The sequence below is a fragment of the Pseudomonas sp. RV120224-01b genome, from assembly GCF_003208145.1.
In the GTDB taxonomy this organism is placed as follows: domain Bacteria; phylum Pseudomonadota; class Gammaproteobacteria; order Pseudomonadales; family Pseudomonadaceae; genus Aquipseudomonas; species Aquipseudomonas monteilii.
On the sequence record NZ_QKMQ01000011.1, the window covers coordinates 99391 to 118897 of the forward strand.

The 19507-nt window shown below is 61.7% G+C and carries 10 protein-coding genes; all 10 read left to right on the plus strand.

Translation table 11 applies throughout. The features are described 5' to 3' along the window. Nucleotides 1–2: 2 nt before the first annotated feature. The 10 genes from flgJ (at nt 3) to N436_RS17920 (ending at nt 19505) form a co-directional block, all read left to right on the plus strand. On the plus strand, nt 3–1157 hold the full coding sequence (flgJ, locus tag N436_RS17875; protein ID WP_105946072.1) for a flagellar assembly peptidoglycan hydrolase FlgJ: 1155 nt from the start codon (nt 3–5) through the stop codon (nt 1155–1157). Nucleotides 1158–1169: 12 nt separating this feature from the next. Then, entirely contained in the window at nt 1170–3200 is a 2031-nt protein-coding gene (flgK, locus tag N436_RS17880; RefSeq protein ID WP_105946073.1) for a flagellar hook-associated protein FlgK, read from the plus strand. Nucleotides 3201–3213: 13 nt separating this feature from the next. Then, the gene (locus tag N436_RS17885) at nt 3214–4779 is read left to right on the plus strand and encodes a flagellar hook-associated protein 3 (RefSeq protein WP_110741646.1); all 1566 of its coding nucleotides are present in this window, start codon (nt 3214–3216) and stop codon (nt 4777–4779) included. A gap of 140 nt (nt 4780–4919) precedes the next feature. Further along, on the plus strand, nt 4920–8498 hold the full coding sequence (locus N436_RS17890) for a glycosyltransferase (RefSeq protein WP_110741647.1): 3579 nt from the start codon (nt 4920–4922) through the stop codon (nt 8496–8498). Nucleotides 8499–8550: 52 nt separating this feature from the next. Further along, on the plus strand, nt 8551–11268 hold the full coding sequence (locus tag N436_RS17895; protein ID WP_105946076.1) for a glycosyltransferase: 2718 nt from the start codon (nt 8551–8553) through the stop codon (nt 11266–11268). A 247-nt stretch (nt 11269–11515) separates the two neighbouring features. Beyond that, nucleotides 11516–12286 (plus strand): glucose-1-phosphate cytidylyltransferase, encoded by a 771-nt coding sequence (rfbF, locus tag N436_RS17900; protein WP_105946077.1) that lies wholly within the window; start codon nt 11516–11518, stop codon nt 12284–12286. Continuing rightward, nucleotides 12268–13344 (plus strand): CDP-glucose 4,6-dehydratase, encoded by a 1077-nt coding sequence (rfbG, locus tag N436_RS17905; RefSeq protein ID WP_218274915.1) that lies wholly within the window; start codon nt 12268–12270, stop codon nt 13342–13344. The genes rfbF and rfbG overlap by 19 nt, the downstream gene beginning before the upstream one ends. After that, nucleotides 13337–14659: a lipopolysaccharide biosynthesis protein RfbH gene (rfbH, locus tag N436_RS17910; RefSeq protein ID WP_027615304.1), complete on the plus strand. Its 1323-nt coding sequence runs from the start codon at nt 13337–13339 to the stop codon at nt 14657–14659. The genes rfbG and rfbH overlap by 8 nt, the downstream gene beginning before the upstream one ends. A gap of 91 nt (nt 14660–14750) precedes the next feature. Beyond that, nucleotides 14751–18242 (plus strand): glycosyltransferase, encoded by a 3492-nt coding sequence (locus N436_RS17915; protein WP_110741648.1) that lies wholly within the window; start codon nt 14751–14753, stop codon nt 18240–18242. A gap of 153 nt (nt 18243–18395) precedes the next feature. Further along, nucleotides 18396–19505 carry an N-acetylneuraminate synthase family protein gene (locus N436_RS17920; protein ID WP_105946080.1) on the plus strand — a complete coding sequence of 370 codons (1110 nt, stop codon included), beginning with the start codon at nt 18396–18398 and terminating at the stop codon, nt 19503–19505. Nucleotides 19506–19507: the final 2 nt, after the last annotated feature.

The window sequence follows — 19507 nt, forward strand, 5'->3', positions numbered from 1 at the left end:
GGATGAACAGCAAAAGCCTGGTTTCCGGCAGCGCCGACAGCGGTGCCTACACCGACCTCAATCGCCTGAGCTCGCTCAAGCATGGCGACCGCGACAGCGATGCCAACGTGCGCAAGGTCGCCCAGGAGTTCGAGTCGCTGTTCATCAGCGAAATGCTCAAGGCCTCACGCAAGGCCAGCGACGTGCTGGCTGACGACAACCCGATGAACACCGAAACGGTGAAGCAGTACCGTGACATGTATGACCAGCAGCTGGCTGTGAGCATGTCGCGCGAAGGTGGCGGTATCGGGTTGCAGGATGTGCTGGTGCGCCAGCTGTCGAAGAACAAGGCCAGCCCGGCCAGCACCAGCCCGTTTCCACGTACCGAGGGCAACGCCCCGACATTGTGGGGCAACAAGGTGGCCGAGCCGGTGCATGCCACCCAGTCGACCGCCACCCGCAACGACGTCGCTGCACTCAACTCGCGTCGTCTGGCGCTGCCGAGCAAGCTCACCGACCGCCTGTTGGCCGGCATCGTGCCGTCGGCGGCCACGGCCAACACCGCCACCGTGCCTGCCCGTGACGGCCAGCAAGTGGCCAAGGCCTTCGCCGTGCCGGACAACGGCCTGCGCATTGTCGGCCGTGCCGTGGCCCAGCCGCCGCTGGCGCCGAACAAAGCCTTCGGCGACAGCGATGAATTCGTCGCCACCATGCTGCCGATGGCCGAACAGGCGGCCAAGCGCATTGGTATCGACCCGCGCTACCTGGTGGCCCAGGCCGCACTGGAAACCGGGTGGGGCAAGTCGGTCATGCGCAACACCGACGGCAGCAGCAGCCACAACCTGTTCGGCATCAAAGCCACTGGCAACTGGGACGGCGGTGAGGCGAGGGCGATTACCAGCGAGTACCGTGATGGCCAGTTCGTCAAGGAGACGGCGGCGTTCCGTTCGTACGATTCCTACCAGGACAGCTTCCACGACCTGGTCAGCCTGCTGCAGAACAATTCACGCTATCAAGATGCGGTGAAGGCCGCCGATAAACCAGAACAGTTCGTGCAAGAGTTGCAAAAGGCCGGGTACGCCACCGACCCGAATTACGCCAGCAAGATCTCGCAGATCGCAAGACAGATGAAGTCGTACGAGCACTACGCAATGCTCGGTACCGCAACAAAACTTTAAGGGTATGGAACCATGGCGAGTCTGATCAACATTGGTATGTCGGGGCTGGGTGCCGCGCAATCGGGGATGTACACCCTCGGTAACAACATCGCCAACGCCGATGTCGAAAGCTACTCGCGCCAGCAGAACGTGCAAAAGACCAAGGGCGGGCAACAAGTCGGCCAGGTGTTCATTGGCACGGGCACCACGTTGGCGGACGTTCGCCGGGTGTACAACGCATTCATCGAGAACCAGCTGCGTACCACCACCTCGCTGAGCAGTGAGGCGTCCTCGTACCTGGATCAGATCACGCCGCTGGATACGTCCTTGTCCAGTAGCGATACCGGTATTACCGCTGCGCTGCAGAGCTTTTTCACCTCCATGCAGGACGCGGCAGCCAAGCCAACCGAAGACGCTTCGCGTCAGCTGTTGCTGACCAGCGCACAGTCGCTGGCCAAGCGTTTCAATACCTTGTCGTCGCAGTTGAATCAGCAGTTGAGCAATATCAACAGCAACATGACGGCGATTACCGACCAGATCAACAACCTGACCAAGACCATCGCCGGGTTGAACGAGCAAATCGCCCGCGTGGGCGCTGTTTCCGGTCAGCCCAACGACTTGCTGGACCAGCGTGACGGCGCGGTGCGTGAGTTGAACAAGCTGATCGGCACAGACGTGGTCGAGCGTGACGGCACCTACGATGTCTACCTGAAGAACGGCCAGGCGCTGGTGCTGGGCAACACCACCCAGACGGTGGGTGTGGAGCCTACGGCGAGCGACCCGGGCCGTTTGAGCCTGGTGCTCAACCGCGGCTCGACCAAGATGGACATCACCAGCAGTGCCACCGGAGGCGAGCTGGGTGGGTTGATCCGCTACCGCAGCGAAACCCTCGACCCTGCGCTTAACGAGCTGGGGCGCGTGGCCCTGGTGGTGGCAGACCAGATCAATAGCCAGCTGGCCCAGGGTATCGACAAGGATGGCAACTTTGGCGCCACCCTGTTCGGTGACATCAACAGCGCCAAGGCCATGAGTGAGCGCAGCGTCGCCAAACTCGGCAACAGCATCGGGTCCGGCAACCTGGATGTCAGCATCAAGGACACCGGCAAACTGACTACCAGTGACTACCAGGTGACCTTCACCAGCGCCACAGGCTACAGCGTGCGCAAGCTGCCGGAAGGCACCGAAATGGGCAGCTACGACCTTAACGACACGCCACCTCCGGTCATCGATGGCTTTACCTTGTCGCTCAACGGCGGCGGTTTGAGTGCTGGCGACAGCTTCAAGATCACACCTACTCGCAATGCGGCCGCCAATATCGAGACGGTCCTCACCGACCCCAAGCGCCTGGCGCTGGCGTCACCCCTGACCGCCACCAACGGTGCCGGCAACAAGGGCACCGGTGTGATCACCCAGCCGACCCTGACCTCGCAGCTGGACATCTACGATGCCACGCAGCGTTCGCAGTTGCAGGCAGGCCTGAAGAATTCCACCCCGGTGAAGCTGGTGTTCGGTGACGAAACCACTTCGCCCCAGGCTTACAAGCTGTACGACGCCAAGGGTACGGAAATCGGCAGCGGCACCATCGTGCCGGGCCAGGAGAACAAGCTGAAGCTGTCGGTGCCGATGGTCGATGGCAGCGGCAATGCGACCGGTAGCAGCTTCACCTTCGAAATGAGCGTTTCCGGCGCGCCGCAGAACGGCGACAGCTACACCGTGTCGTTGACGGGGGCTGGCTCGGCCGACAACCGCAACGCCCAGTCGGTGATCGACCTCCAGACCAAATCCACGGTTGAAGTGGGGGCCAACGGCAAGGGCATCAGCTTTACCGATGCCTATGCCAAGCTGGTTTCAAACGTTGGCGGCAAGGCTGGCCAGGCGGAAATGGACAGTGATGCCACCAATGCGCTGCACAGCTCCGCGCTGGACAGCCGCAACAGCCTTTCCGGCGTGTCGGTCGATGAAGAGGTCGGCAACCTGGTCAAGTTCCAGCAGTACTACACCGCGTCGTCGCAGATTATCAAGGCGGCACAGGAAACCTTCACCACCTTGATCAATGCTCTTTAAGGAGACGTAGACCATGCGCATTTCCACTTCGCAGTTCTACAACAGCAACAGCGCCAACTACCAGCGCAGCTTCTCCAACCTCGACAAGACTCGGCAAGAGGCCTCTGACGGTATTCGGGTGCGTCGCGGGGCTGACGATCCGGTAGGCTCGGCACGCCTGCTGCAACTGCAGCAGCAACAGAACATGCTCGACCAGTACACCCGCAACGTCACCAATGTGCGCAACGCGCTGGGCACCGCAGAAAGCACGCTGAATGCGATTGGCACCATCTTGCAACGCGTCAACGAGCTGGCCGTCAGCTCGGGTAACGCCGGTTTCACCGATGCAGACCGCAAGGCCAATGCCACCGAGCTGGCGTCGCTGGAGGATCAGCTGTTCTCGTTGATGAACAGCAAGGATGAAAGCGGTGCGTACCTGTTCTCGGGGTCCAAAGGCGATACACCGCCTTATGTGCGCAACGCTGATGGCACTTATACCTACCAGGGCGACCAAGGCAAGCTGAACCTGCAAGTGGGTGACATGCTCACCCTGGCAGCCAACGAAACTGGCTACGATGCCTTCGAGCAAGCGCTCAATACCAGCCGCAGCGAAACCAGCCTGGTGTCGCCTGCCACCGACGATGGCCGGGTCAACTTGTCCAATGGCCAGGTGAGCGGCAGCGCAACGTACAACGACCGCTTCCGCAGCGGCGAGCCGTACACCATCGAGTTCACCAGCAGCACCCAGTTCAAGATCACCGATGCCGCTGGCAAGGACGTGACGCTGGAAGCCAGTCAGGGGGGCACCTTCGACCCCAATGGCAAGAACACCACGGTCAATTTCCGTGGTGTTGACCTGCGTCTGGACATCACCTTCCAGGACGGCGATGCCGCCGACCCTGATGCGGCCATCGCCGGCCATGTCTTCAGCCTGAGCTCCAAGGCGGATGAAATCTCTGGCACCCGCAGTGCAGGCAACAGCTCGTCGGCCCAGGTGACCGGCGCTACCATCACCGATGCTGAGAAATACAAGTCGGCGTTCCCTGAGGGTGCGGTACTCAAGTTCACCAGTGCTACCGAGTTCGAGCTTTATGCCTCCCCTGTGAGCGCCGACAGCAAACCGATTTCCAAGGGCATGCTCAGTGGCAACACGGCGACCGCCATGGGGGTCGAGTTCACGCTTTCGGACACGCCCAGCGCAGGCGACAGCTTTGGCATCAAGGTCGACACGCACCAGACCCAGAACGTCCTCGATACCATCAGCCAGTTGCGCGCGGCGCTGGCCACCCCGGTCGACAACGACCCCGTGGCCAGGCAGAACTTCCTGGCATCGCTGGACTCGGCGATTGGCAACATCGCCAGCGCCACCAACCAGGTCAGTTCCTCCATTTCGTCGATAGGTGGCCGTGGCCAGGCAATCGATGTGCAAGTGGAAACCAATGAGGCCCTGAGTGGCGAAAACGCCAAGACCCAGAGCTCGATTCGTGAGAGCGATCCGGCCGAGGTGATGATTCGCCTTCAGATGCAATCCAACATGTTGCAGGCTTCGTTGCAGGCCTACGCCAAGATTGCCGGTCTCTCGCTGGTCAATTACATCTGATCCTCACGGGCGTTTGCCCGTCATGACGCACGGGCACGCCGGCCTGGGTTGATAACGACCGGCCGGCTTGCCCTTGTGTCGCCCAGGCCTGAACGCCCGCCTATTTCCAAGCGCACCGCCTCTCCAGCAAGGTCGTCATCGTGTCAGAGCAGCCACTCGTCAGTATCGCCATTCCTGCCTTCAATGCCGATTTTTTTCAAGCAACCTTGGTCAGTGCGCTTGGCCAGGACTACCCCAACCTGGAAGTCGTCATTTGCGATGACAGCGCCGGCGCCGAGATCGAGGCTATCTGCCAGGCGCTCGGCAACGGTGCTGCGGTGCCCGTGCGCTATACGCGCAACCCTGTCCGGTTGGGGTTTGCACGTAACCTGCAAGCGTGCCTGGAGCAGGCCAACGGGGAGTTGGTGAAGTTCCTGTGTGATGACGACCTGTTGCTCGACAGTTGCATCAGCCGGCAAGCGCAGGTTTTGACGCAATGGCCTCAGCTCAGCATGGTGATCGGTCAGCGTCTGCTCTGGTCGGCTGATGACATCCTCTTGCCTTCCCGTGCGCTCAACAGTGTGATCGCGCCGCAAAGTGCCGTGCTTGTCGGTACGGACTTGCTGGCCAGCATCGCCGAGAACGTTCCGAATCTGTTCGGTGGCATCAGCCATGTGCTGTTCCGCCGTGCCCAGGTGCTGGAATACCTGCCGCAACTGGTACAGGGTGGCCAAGGGTTCGCCGCACGGTTGGACCTGGCCTTGTACGCATGCCTGCTGCGCCGCGGGCACCTGGCGAGCCTGGAGCGCATACTGAGTGTGGAGCGCATTCACCCAGGCCGGCTCAGTCATCACTCGAGCATGACCGAGGCCTACAAGCATGAAACCGAGTGGCTGCAGCAGATGCTGGCGGCGCGCACCGGCGAGTCGGCGCCGGCCAATGGCTGGGTGCGTTACCTGCCGCTGGAGGCTTACGATCCAGGGGCCGACCCAGCCTGGGAGGAGTTGGACATCCGCCGCTTCCATGCCGGCCAGGTCGCCAATTTCTCGCAGCAGGTAGGCAGCAACGCCCTCAGCTTTACCGAGCTCTATGCCGAATGGCTGGCCTGCCGCAACCTGTCTGACGGGCAGTTGCGGTTGCTGCCCAAGCGGGTCGAGCAGTGGCCGGTACAGCCTGCCATCGTCCCGGTCGTAACCTGTCGCGAAGGCGATGAAAGTGCACTGCGCGCCACCCTGGATTGCCTGGCAGCACAGTCTTATGCCGCCAGCCAGGTATTGGTGCTGGTGCCTGATGGCTTCGACAGGGTTGACGCGCCAGGCGTGCAATACCTGGCCTTGAGCGGCAGTGGCTACGCTCAACTCAATCGGTGGCTGGCAGGCACACGCGTAGCCGACTGGGTGCTGCTGTTGCGGGCCGGTGATCGCCTGCGGCCACATGCGCTGGTGGTCATGGCCGAGCGCATGGCACTGCGCGACGAGAGTATGTGCCTGTACGCCGATGAAGACACCTTTGGCGCCCTGGCGCCCGGCAACCCGGTTTTCAAGCCGGACTTCAACCTCGACTTGATGCGCAGCGTGCCCTATGTGGGCCGCACCCTGGCATTCAAGCGTGCTGCTCTGCTGGCGCTGGAAGGGTTCGATACCCGGTTCGAGAGCCTGGCGCCACAGGATCTGCTATGGCGAATGGTCGAGGCTCATGGCTTGCATGTGGTAGAGCATGTCGCGCAGATGCTGGTGCATTGCCAGTCGGGGTATGCAGAGTGGATGAGCGAGCCGGCAGGGCAGGCTGAGGCGGCACGCGTGGTCGAGGATCACTTGCGTCGCATAGGCGTCGATGCCTTGGTGGAGAGCACCGCTGGCAGCTTGGTCACGCGTGTGACCTATCGGCATGAGCAGCAGGCAAGTGTATCGGTACTGATCCCTGCAGGGGCCAACCTGAACGCGCTTAGGCGTTGCGTCGAGTCGCTGTTCCAGTACACCGAGTACAGCCATTTCGAAGCGCTGGTCATCGCCAATGGCGACGAGCCGCAGGCGGTTGCCGAGTGGTTGGCGGCGATGCGTGGCCTGGGCAGTGACCAGTTGCGCGTCATCGATGTTCAGGCGCAGGGCAGGGCGGCGATGCTCAACCAGGCCAGTCGCCATGCGCAGGGCGAGTATTTGCTATTGCTCGCACCGGAGTGTGCGCTGTTCGAACCGCGTTGGCTCAGTACCTTGATGAGTCAGGCGCAGCGTCCTGAGGTCGGCCTGGTGGGGCCGGCGCTCTGTGGGAGCAACGGCGAGCTGGTGTCTTCCGGCTTGGTGCTCGGCCTTGGCGGCGGTACAGCGGGTAGCCCGTTCCCGGGCAGATTCCTGTCAGCCGAAGGTTACATGGGGCGCCAGCAACTGGTACAGAACTGGAGCGCACTGAGCCTGGACTGCCTGCTCATTCGCCGGGCACTGTTCGAGGAGCTTGATGGGCTGGACACCTCGGCCTTCCAGGTCGCGTTGTTTGACGTTGACCTCTGCCTGCGTGCGCGTGAAAAAGGCTTCCTGTCGGTCGGGACACCTTTTGCTCGTGTCATGAGGCTACCGGGTGGTGAAGCTGCCGAGCTGGCTGACGAGCTTGCCAAGGCCGACCGGGACATTGCTTACGACCGTTGGCTGAGCCGCATTGCCCGGGACCCGGCCTACAACGACAACCTGAGCCTCAAGTTCGCCAATTTCAACCTGGAGCCAGGCCTGCGCAGTGGCTGGGACCCTTTCATTGCCCGTGCCATGCCGTCAGTGCTGGCGTTGCCGATCAATACCACGGCAGTGGGGCATTACCGGGTCATCCAGCCGTTCACCGAGCTTGAGCGGGCGGGCTGGATCCAGGGGCGGGTCAACCACGTCTCCCCTGGCATTATCGAGCTCGAGCGCGAAAAGCCTGATGTGATGATCCTGCAGTGTCGTTACATGCCGGGCAACATCCGGGAAATGGCGCAGTTCAAACGCTTTTCGCATGCGCGGATGATCTACGAGCTGGACGACTACATCATTGACCCGCCGAAAAAGAATGACCATGCCCGCAACCTGCCCGGCAACCTTGCCGAGTTGGTGGCCCAAGGCATCGGGCAGTGCGATCGGCTGGTGTGTTCGACCGAGCCGCTGGCTGATGCGTTATCCAGCATGCATCAGGATATCCGCGTAGTGCCCAACATGTTGTCCGCCCCGCTCTGGGCTGGCCTTTCCAGTCAGCGTCAGACCAGTATCCGGCCGCGGGTCGGGTGGGCGGGTGGCACGAGCCATCGTGGTGATCTGGAGCTGTTGCAAGACGTCGTGAAGGCGCTTGCCAACGAAGTTGACTGGGTCTTCTTCGGTATGTGTCCGGAGCCCTTGCGCCCCTATGTGAAAGAGTTTCACAAGGCGGTTCAACTGGCTGATTACCCGCGCAAGCTCGCCAGCCTCAACCTTGACCTTGCGCTGGCGCCGTTGGAGCAGAACCTGTTCAACGACTGCAAGAGCAACCTGCGCTTGCTGGAGTACGGGGCGTGTGGTTTTCCGGTGGTCTGTAGCGACACCAAGGCCTACGCCGGCTACCTGCCTTGTACCCGGGTCAAGGACAACACCACCGAGCAATGGCTGGATGCGATTCGCATGCACCTGGCTGACCCGCAGGCCAGCTACCGTCAGGGCGATGCCCTGCGCGCGGAAGTGCTGCGTGACTACATGCTGATGCCGCACCATTTGCAGCATTGGGCCAACGCCTGGTTGGCAGACTGAACATTGGCGTGGGGCGATGCCCGCGCCTGATTGACAATTGGACAGGTGCTATATGATCGATACCGCAATCGGCTCGCGCAATGATGTGACCATTGTTTTGCTGGGCGAGGATCAGGCGCACAGCCGCGCCCGCGCGCAGCACTACTACCAGCAGGCTTGCGTGCCCTGTGTGGCGTTTGACTTGCCGGCTGGGCCGAGCTCGGCTGGGTTCGCTCAGGCCCTCGCAGAATGCCTGGAAGGGCTTGCCACGGCTTATGTGGCGCTGGCGCTGGATACCGACTTCGTGCTGGCCCCGTCTCTGGACACTGCAGCGGCGTGCCTGCACGCGCAACCTGGGGTGGTGGCTGCGCAAGGCCAGTTGTTGGGCTACAGGCCGGGGAGTGGCAAGGTCGAGTACTACCGCGTAGGTTCGGCATTTGCACCTGCCATTGCCGAAACCGGTACAGGCAGGCTGTTGCAGTACGCCCAGGCGGGGCAGCAGGCCTGGCGTGCGGTCATGCGTGTGTCGACTTTGCAAGCCGTGTTGACGGCTTTGCCAGACAACCTCGATGCGCTTGCCGTGCGTGTGGCGATGTCCCTTGCCGTGTTGGCGCAAGGGCCGGTTGCGCACCTGGCCCAGACCGATGTGGTGACTGAGCATGAGCCCGCCGGCTCCAGCCCGGTGGAGCGTGAAGAGCGCCTTACGCAGCTGGTACGCGACTTGCGCCAGTGGGATGCCGGGCTGTATCGGCTCTGTGGTGACGAACAAGGCTTCACGGCCCTCAACCGGTTTGTGCGCAACACCTACGATCTGAGTGCGGCGTCGTTGATCTTCACGTCCAGCTGGCGCAGTGTGATCGATGACCCTGAGCGGTTGTTCGAGCCACATCAGGACGTACAGCTGCCCTATTACAACGGTGCACTGTTTGCGCGGTTGACCGAGCTTGAGTTTCTCTGCCACGCATGGCCGACCAGCCCGCAGCAGCAACGTGCGCTGGAAGGGATCTGGGTGCAGCAGCGTGACTTGCTGCAGGAGCACCCGAACGATAGCGCAGAAAGCTTGAGCCACCGCTACTGGCAGGCCTTGGCGTTGAGCCTGTTCAACCGCGACGTCTGCCATCTGCTGTTGTCCACGCTGGACAGGGCAGAGGAAGCTGCGCATGTTCGTGAGCTGACGGATTGGCTTGCACGTCTTGAGCAGGTCCCGGGTATTGATGAACAGTGCCGTTTGCAGGGTACCCCGTCGGGTCAGGTGATCGAGGCCATCGCGGCCGCTACACCGGATGAGGCTGGACGCCAGCGCGTTCTCCGGTATCTGGGCAAGCACCCGGCCGAGCAGATCGCCTTCGTGGTTCTCGACCTGGAAAACGACGATCAAGCGCTTCAGGCCACGTTCGACAGCCTGCTGGCCAGCGGCATACGCAATTTCAAGCTGCTGGTACTCAAGGCTGGCAAGCCACCGGCCATCACCACGCCGCGCGACACGTTGCATTTCATACAGGTCAGTGACAGCAATTGGGTAACACACCTGAACCAGGCGGTGCGTCAGTTGCCGAGCGCCTGGCTGATGCTGCTGAGTGCCGGCGATGTACTGCTTGCCGGAGGCCTGTTGCGCCTGTCGGTGGAGCTTGTCGATGCACCGGCCTGCCAGGCCATCGCCGCCAATGAAGTACAGCGCGACGGTGAAGGGCGTTTGCACAGCGTCGAACGCCCAGGTGCAGACCTCGATCTGCTGCGCAGCCAGCCTGGGTTGATGTCTCGGCATTGGCTGGTACGTCGCCAGGCGGTGCTGGATCTGGGGGGGTACAGCGAAACCTGCCGTGAGGCGCTGGAGCTCGACCTGCTGCTGCGTCTGGTAGAGGCCCAAGGCTTGAGCAGCCTGGCGCACATGGCCGACTACCTGGTGATCGGTGAGCAGGGCAGTAGTGCACTGGATGAGGAAGCTGCCAAGGTGGTTGGCCGACACCTGACGCAACTGGGTTATCGCGCACAGGTGAAGATACAGGCGAATGAAGGGTTGTCCATCGACTACCGGCATTCGTCCACGCCGTTGGTAAGCGTGCTTGTGGCAAGTGAAGGCGATGCCGCGCAGCTGCAGGCTTGCCTGCGTAGCGTGCTGCAGCGTACCCGTTACCCGCGCTACGAAGTGCTGGTGGTGTGTGCCGAGCACGAGGTTGCAGCGCTGCAGCCGTTCGCCGGCAAAGTGCATGTGCTGGTCGGCCAGTCAGGCGATTCGCGCAGCAGTTGGCTGAACCTTGCGGCTAGCCAGGCACGAGGGGCTTATCTGGTGCTGGTGTCTGAGCGCAGTCAGGTCATTACCCCTGCCTGGATCGAGGCACTGCTCAATGAGGCTCAGCGCCCGGAAGTGGGTGTGGTAGGTGCCTGCCTCGAAGGGGGCGATGCTGCGCTTCTGCATGCAGGTTATGCCTTGCTGCAGGGGCCGCAGGTGGCTTCGCCCTGGCAGGGCATGAAGCCGCAAGCGAGTGCTGAAGCCCGGTGGCCATTGGCCGTGCGCGGTTGTCAGGCGGTCAGTGCCGACTGCCTGATGGTGAGCAAGGAGGTGTTCGAGCATTGCGCGGGTTTGCAGGTTGCCCAAGGTGCCGATATCGACCTGTGCCGGGCCGTTGTCGAGGCCGGGCAACTGGTGGTCTGGACGCCGCAGGCCAGGCTGCTGCTCAGCGCCCAGCCTGAAGCGGATCATGCGTTGGCGCAGGCGCTGTTCGATCGCTGGCCCTCGGCCTTCAGCGAGCAGGCGGCGTCGTCCTTAGGCTGGCTGGAACAGGTCGAATAGGTCGAGGCGGATTATTGACAGGGCTGCAAGCTGACAGCGCAGCCCTGTCCTGCCTGTTTCGACAATCCCCCCGAGCCCGGCCGATCAAGGCCGGCTCCACGCTTGAGCGGTATCTCCCGCTGCACGCGCATTTACCTTGCCCGGTCAGGCTGATTGGCAATCTTTTTGCTAGATAACGGCAACTTACTGAATTGGTCAGTATTTTGTCAGCCCGCTATGGGCGTCAGCCTGTCAAGGTGTGTCGACAATGAAAGCAGTCATCCTGGCCGGAGGCCTGGGTACCCGTATCAGTGAAGAGTCGCATCTGCGCCCGAAACCGATGATCGAAATTGGTGGCAAGCCCATCATTTGGCACATCATGAAAATCTACTCCCATTACGGGATCAACGATTTCGTGATTTGCCTCGGTTACAAGGGCTATGTGATCAAGGAATACTTCGCGAACTATTTCCTGCACATGTCAGATGTCACCTTCGACATGTCGGAAAACCAGATGCATATCCACAACCGGCATGCCGAGCCTTGGCGGGTCACGCTGGTGGACACTGGCGAGAATACGGCAACTGGCGGGCGCCTCAAGCGGGTACGCGATTACGTTGGCGACGAAACCTTCTGCCTGACGTATGGCGACGGCGTTGCCGATGTGGACCTGCCAGCCTTGATCGATTTCCACAACCGCCATGGCAAACTGGCCACGGTCACTGCCGTTCAGCCGCCCGGGCGTTACGGTGCGCTGGATGTGCGGGGCGAGCAGGTGCATGGCTTCCAGGAAAAACCACTGGGTGACGGTGGCTGGATCAATGGCGGCTTCTTCGTGCTTGACCCCGGGGTCTTCGACTACATCGAAGGCGACGCCACCACATGGGAATACGAGCCCATGCGTGCCCTGGCGCAGGATGGCCAGCTGATGACCCATGTGCACCGTGGCTTCTGGCAGGCCATGGACACGCTGCGTGATCGCAGTTACCTGGAAGAGCGCTGGAAGGCCGATGAAGCACAATGGCGCATTTGGTCATGAGCCGTAGCTTCTGGTCGGGGCGTCGGGTTTTCCTGACAGGGCACAGCGGCTTCAAAGGCGGCTGGCTAGCCCTTTGCCTGCGCGAGATGGGCGCCGAAGTGTATGGCTACTCCCTGGCCCCCGATACCGCGCCCTCGCTTTATGACAGCGCCCGGCTAGCCGAATGCGTGGCTGGCGAGTTTGCCGATATTCGTGATGCTGACCGGTTGCTGCGCAGTGTGGCGGCATTTCGCCCGGAGGTTGTCTTGCACCTGGCCGCGCAGCCGCTGGTGCGCGAATCCTATCGCAGCCCGGCGCAAACGTACGCCACCAACGTTACCGGCACGCTCAACCTGCTTGAAGCCGTGCGGCAGTGCGACACGGTGCGTGCCGTGCTGGTGGTCACCAGCGACAAATGCTACGAGAACCGCGAGTGGCAATGGCCATACCGTGAGCAGGATGCCTTGGGGGGGCATGACCCCTACAGCAGCAGCAAGGCGTGCGTCGAGCTGCTGTGCGCCTCATGGCGCGAGTCGTTCCTGCGCGAGCGCGGTGTGGCGCTTGCGACCGCGCGTGCGGGCAACGTGATCGGTGGCGGTGACTGGTCAGCAGACCGGTTGCTGCCCGATATCCTGCGTGCCTGGGAAGCCGGCGAATCGGTGACCTTGCGCTACCCCGATGCCGTGCGCCCGTGGCAACACGTACTCGATCCGCTTCACGGCTACTTGCTGCTGGCCCAGGCGTTGATCGAGCGTGGCCAGGATGTGGCAGAGGCCTGGAATTTCGGCCCTGACAGTAGCGGGACGGCAACCGTGGGTGAGTTGGTACATGCCATGGCGCAGTTGTGGCCAAGCGAGGCGGGCTGGTCTGTCGAGGCGCGCGTGCAGCCTCATGAAGCAGGCTTGTTGACCCTCGACTCCTCCAGGGCTCGTCAATCGTTGGGCTGGCGGCCCAAGTGGGGCCTGAAGCAATCGTTGCGTCACACCCTTGAATGGCATCACGCCTGGCGCGATGGCCAAGACATGCAGCAATACTGCCGCACGCAAATAGCGGCACACGAAGGTGAGTTCAATGACTGATCAAACGGCGCAGCAGTTGCGCCAGCAAATTACCGAGCTCGTTGGCCGTTATGCCGAGCTGGAACTGGCCGCGCCCGGTTTTGTACCGGGTCAGCATGCGGTTCCGCCCTCTGGCAAAGTCATTGGTGCACCCGAACTACAAGCCATGACAGAAGCTGTGCTGGACGGCTGGTTGACCACCGGGCGCTTCAACCAGGCATTCGAAAAACGCCTGGCACGTTACCTGGGGCGGCGTGGCGTGCTCACCGCCAACTCCGGCTCTTCGGCGAACCTGTTGGCGTTTTCCGCCTTGACGTCGCCACGCCTGGGGGATCGTGCCATTCGCAAGGGGGACGAGGTCATTGGCGTGGCAGCGGGCTTCCCTACCACCGTCAACCCGATCCTGCAGTTTGGTGCCGTGCCGGTCTTCGTCGATATCGAGATGGGTACGTATAACGTCGACCCGGCCTTGATCGAGGCGGCGATCAGCCCGCGGACCAAGGCGATCATGTTGGCCCACACGCTGGGTAACCCGTTCAACCTGGCCGTGGTGCGAGAACTGTGCGACCGCTACGGCTTGTGGTTGATCGAGGACTGCTGCGATGCGCTGGGTGCCACTTATGATGGCCGCCAGGTGGGCAGCTTCGGCGACCTGGGTACACTCAGTTTCTATCCGGCCCACCATATCACCATGGGCGAGGGCGGGGCGGTTTTCACCGATTCTCCGCTGCTCAAGCGTATCGTCGAATCGTTCCGTGACTGGGGGCGTGACTGCTATTGCGGGCCAGGTGAAGACAACACCTGCAGCAAGCGTTTCTGCTGGCAGCTGGGTGACCTGCCGCAAGGTTACGACCACAAGTACACCTATTCCCACTTGGGCTACAACCTGAAGATCACCGACATGCAGGCTGCCTGCGCGTTGGCACAGATGGACCGGGTGGATGATTTCATCGCTGCACGCAAACGTAACTTTGCCTGGCTCAGCGAGCGTTTGTCCGGGTGTGTAGACCAACTGATCCTGCCACACGCTACGCCCAACAGCGACCCGTCCTGGTTTGGTTTCCCGCTGACACTGCGTGATGGTTGTGGTGTGGAGCGGCTGGATCTTTTGCGTCATCTCGATGCGCAGAAGGTGGGTACTCGCCTGCTGTTCGCCGGCAACCTCACCCGACAGCCCTACATGAAAGACCAGCAATACCGCGTAGCCAGTGACCTGACGGTGACCGACAAGATCATGAAGGACACCTTCTGGGTCGGCCTGTGGCCCGGGCTTGGCGAAGACCACCTTGAGCATGTGGCCGGCAGCATCGAAGCCTATGTGCGGAGGCTGCGCTGATGAGCGCCTTCGCGTGTGAACGAATTGCCGGGCGCGGCCACAGGTTGTTCGCCCGAGCCAGCGGCGCACGCCCGTCCATGCCACATCCAGGATGCAGCTCGTGAGCACTCAGCACTATCCGCCATTGCACGTTGCGTCGCCGCGCCCGTATTACATCGTTGCGCCCGCCTACCGGCATAACTCAGCCGGTATCCGGGTGATGCACATGTTGTGTCACCTGTTGAACCGGTGCGGCCAGGACGCCTACCTGTACAGCTCCACGACCAACCCGATGTGGCACACGCCCCTGCTCACCAATGAGTTGAAGCAACAGCATGAGCAGGCTGGGCGCCAGCCTATCGTGGTGTACCCGGAGGTGGTGTCAGGTAACCCGACCAACGCACGCTCGGTAGTGCGCTACCTGCTCAACGTACCGGGGTTGATCGCAGGGGATACGGAGTTTGCCGATTCGGAAATGATCTTTGCCTACGGTGAGCATCTGCTACCCAAGGGCGCGGGGGCTGAGCGCATACTGTTTCTGCCGCCGATCGACACATCGTTGTTCAACAACCTTGACAACCCCCATGACGGCCATCGCAAAGGTTGGCTGATCTACCCGGGGCGCCATACCCACGCGCTTCAGGAGCACCCCGAGCTGGCGGCGAGGTGCACGCTGATTACCAACGAATGGCCAGCTACCCCTCGGGAAATGGCAGAGCTGTTCCGGCGCAGTGAAGGTATCTACTGCTTTTCTTCCACCGCAACTGGTATGGAAGCGATGTTGTGTGGTTGCCCGGTCGTAGTGCTCAGATCCCCCTTTTTTGATGGGACGCCGCTAAATGTTGGCGAATTCGGCACGTATGGGTTGGCCTTCGAAGACTCGCTCGAGGCAATTGAGCATGCCAGGAGCGGCTTGGCCATCGTCCAGCAAAAGTATGCTGATTTACAGGTCCGGTTCTGGGAACAATTGGCCAGCTTCATCGAGCAGACCCAGGCCATGCCTTGCACCGACCTGCAAGCAGACACTATGCAGGGGGCTACAGGTCGGCCGGATGCACAGGTTGCCCAGTGGTTGCGCTCCCGTCGCCCTAGTGATGCGCAGGCCGCGTTGATCGCCCAGCGTCTGGAAGACAGGCGCATGGACTTGCCCAGGTTCGATTTCGTCATCCTCCCGGACGGCCCGTCAGCTGCGGTCGAGGCCACGCGTAAAAGCCTGCAAGGGCAGATGTATCAGCAGGTCGCCGTCCATTTGCCGGCTGATTGCGCGCTAGCCACGCTTAACCAGCTGGTCCTGCAGCAAGGGACCGGGCAGTGGATCTGCTTTGTTCGTGCGGGTACCACGTTCACACCGTTCGGGTTGTTGATGCTCGCGCTGGAACTGCTCGAGGGCGACCAGGTGCGTGCGGTGTATGCCGATGAGCTGGTAACCACCCCGCAGAGCATCCAGCATGCGCTGCTGCGCCCCGACTTCAATCTGGACATGCTGCTGGCCAGCCCGGCCCAGCTAGCGCGGCATTGGTTCTACCGACGTGAGGTATTCATCGAGGCGGGCGGTTTCGACCTGGACTGCGCGGGGGCGGCCGAGCTCGCGTTGCTGTTGCACTTGATCGAAGATGCCGATGGCCTCGACGGGCTGGCTCACGTCAGCGAACCCGTGTGCATATCGCCCAGCGAAGCGCCTGTCCACAGCCCTCAGGAACAGGCGGTGCTGCTGCGCCATTTGCAGCGGCGCGGCTATACCCAGGCGCAGGTGCGCATGCATCGGCCAGGCATTCATCGTATCGATTATGGGCACGCCGAGCAGCCATTGGTTTCGTTGGTCGTGCCATGCAATGGGCGTCTCGATCACGTACAGCGCTGCGTGCATGCGTTGATTGAAAAGACCCGTTACCCCCACTTCGAGATTCTGCTGGTAAACGATGGCGGCAGTAGCCCAGCTACCCGTGCCTGGCTGGATGGCCTTGTGGCGCGGGAGCAAAACCGGGTCAGCGTACTGAGTGATGCGTCGGTACGTGACCATGCCACTGCCTGTAATCTGGCGGCCAGGCATGCGCAGGGCGAGTACCTGGTGCTGCTGCACGAGGATACCGTGATCGTGCACGATGACTGGCTGGACGCGTTGCTCAATCACGGGCAACGGCCGGAAGTAGGCATCGTCGGCGCGAGGTTGATGCACCCCAATGGCATGGTCGAACAGGCTGTGCAGGTGCTGGGCTTGAATGGCCCGGGCAGCTCGGCGTTTTCCGGGCTGCCGCAGGATGAGGGGTACATGCGCCGGCTTGAGCTGGATCAGAACCTGAGTGCCGTGTCTGGCGCTTGCCTGCTGATTCGCCGGGCGCTTTACCTGGATGTGGGTGGAATGGACGAAGGCCTGGCGCAGCGCACCGGTGCCAGTCTCGATCTTTGCCTCAAGGCGCGGCAGGCCGGTTATCTCACGGTGTGGACGCCCCATGCTGTGCTGGTGTGCGAAGGGCAGGGCGAGCTCGTGCCTGCCGAAGCGGTCGAAGCCGAACAGGACGCGTTGTATGGCAAATGGCTGCCTGTCATCGCCCGCGATCCGGCCTACAACCGCAACCTGTCTTTGCAGGGGGCTGGTTTTGAGCTTGAGACTGACCCGGGCCTGTCGTGGAACCCCTTGAGCTGGCGGCCGTTGCCTGTGCTGCTGAGCATGCCGGGCGAACTTGCCGGCGCTGCTCGCAGTCGGGTTGTCGACCCGGCGTTGTCCATGAGTATCGCCGGCCTGGCGGATGTCCGCCTGGCTTTGCGGCCTTATCTGCCCGCTGAGCTGGAGCGGCTGCAGCCCGACAGCTGGGTGATGCGGCGGCCGGCCAGCGAGGCCCAGATTGACGCGTTGCGTCGCAATGCCCGGTTCAGCCGCGCATTCAAGGTGGGCGACGTGAATGCCGACTTGCCTGGCCTGGCTGAAGACGATCTTGCAGGGGCGCTGCGGTGGTCTGTCGGCGTTGTGGACAGGCTGGTGGTGCCAACCCAGGCATTGGCCGAAGCGCTGCAAGGCTTCTGTTCCGATATTCGTGTCATGCCGGATCGTCTGCATCCGGCGCGTTGGGGGGCGTTGGCCACTCAACGGCAGCCGGGTAGTCGCCCTCGTGTCGGGTGGGTGGGTGATCAGTTCGATGCACGCGTTCAGCACCTGATGCTGGAGATTGTTCAGGCCTTGCGTGCCGATGTGGACTGGGTCTGCCTGGGTGAATGTCCGCCACAGCTACAGCCTTACCTGCGCGAGCTGCATGGCCCGGTGCCATACGATGAGTATCCGCAGAAACTCATGTCGCTGGGGCTCGATCTGGCGCTGGCTCCGCTTGGCGATGGCTGGCTTGATGCGTGTCGCAGCAATGTGCGGCTTCTGGAGTATGCCGCCTGCGGTTATCCGGTGGTGTGCAGTGACGTATTGCCCTACCAAGGGTTGCCCGTGACCAGGGTCAGGAACACGGCCGGCGACTGGGTCAGTGCTATCCAGGCGCACCTTGCCGAGCCTGCTGCCAGTGCAAAGGGTGCGCAAGCGTTGCGCGAGCAGGTGCTGGCACGGCACATGCTGGATGAAGGCTATGCACGCCAATGGCTTGACGCCTGGCTGCCAGGGTGAGGGCAGACCAGACACCGATAGCGAAGAGTCAACTATTCCAATAGCCGCCGGGTACGTCCCAGGGCGGCGTGCAATGCCGGCATAGCCGCACATAGAACACAGCATGCTTTGGCGCCACATCGACCCGGCGCATGGCAATCAGGGGAGTATCCGGTGAAAACCATTAGTCAGCGTGACAAAGATCTGTTTGAAAACCTGTTCGTACTGGAACTCGCCAACAATCATTGGGGCAAGCTGGAGCGCGGCCTGAAAATTGTCCGCGACCACGGCACGATTGCGCGTTACAACAACGTCAAGGCTGCCATCAAGCTGCAGTTCCGTGATGTCGACGAGTTCATCCATCCTGATTTCAAAGGTACTGCAGACCTTCGCTATGTGAAGAAGACCGAGGACACTCGCCTGACCAAGGCGGAGTTTGCCCGCATGGTGGAAGAAGTCCGCAACCTGAGCTGCATTCCTATGGCGACGCCGTTCGACGAAGCCTCGGTTGATCTGTGCGTCGAATTCGACATGCCGATCATCAAGATCGCCAGTTCCGACATGAACGACTGGCCGCTTATCGAGAAAATCGCGTCTACCCGCCGGCCGACCATCATTTCCACCGGTGGCGCATCGGAAAAAGACCTGGACGATATCGTTCGCTTTTTTGAAAAGCGTGATATCCCGTTGGCCATCAACCATTGCGTTTCGCTTTACCCCAGCGAGGACGACGAGCTGCAGCTCGACCAGATCGACTACCTGCGCAACCGTTACCCTGGGCATGTCATTGGTTTGTCGACCCATGAGTACCATGACTGGCACTCTTCCATGCTCATTTCCTACGGCAAAGGTGTACGTACCTGGGAAAGGCACATTGATATCCAGTACCAAGGTGTGCCGGTTTCCAACTATTGCTCGCTCCCGGAGCAGTGCGACGCCTGGTACAAGGCGTTCCACAAGGCCAAGGAAATGTGCGGGGGTGTCAGCGGCACTCGACGCATCATTTCGCGCAAGGAAACCGAGTACCTCAACGCACTCGTGCGCGGTGCCTACGCACGTCGGGACCTGTCGCCAGGCTACGTACTGAACCGGGACGAGTTCGAAAAGGACTTCTACCTTGCCATCCCGTTGCACAAAGGGCAGCTGTCCTGCCGGGAAGTGATGAACGGTGAAACGCTGCTGCGGCCGATCAAGGCAAACGAACGCCTGACCATCGACCACATTGACGGGCCATACAGTGAAACCCCGGCACTGAAAGAACTGATCCTGGGCCGAGGGCTGTGATG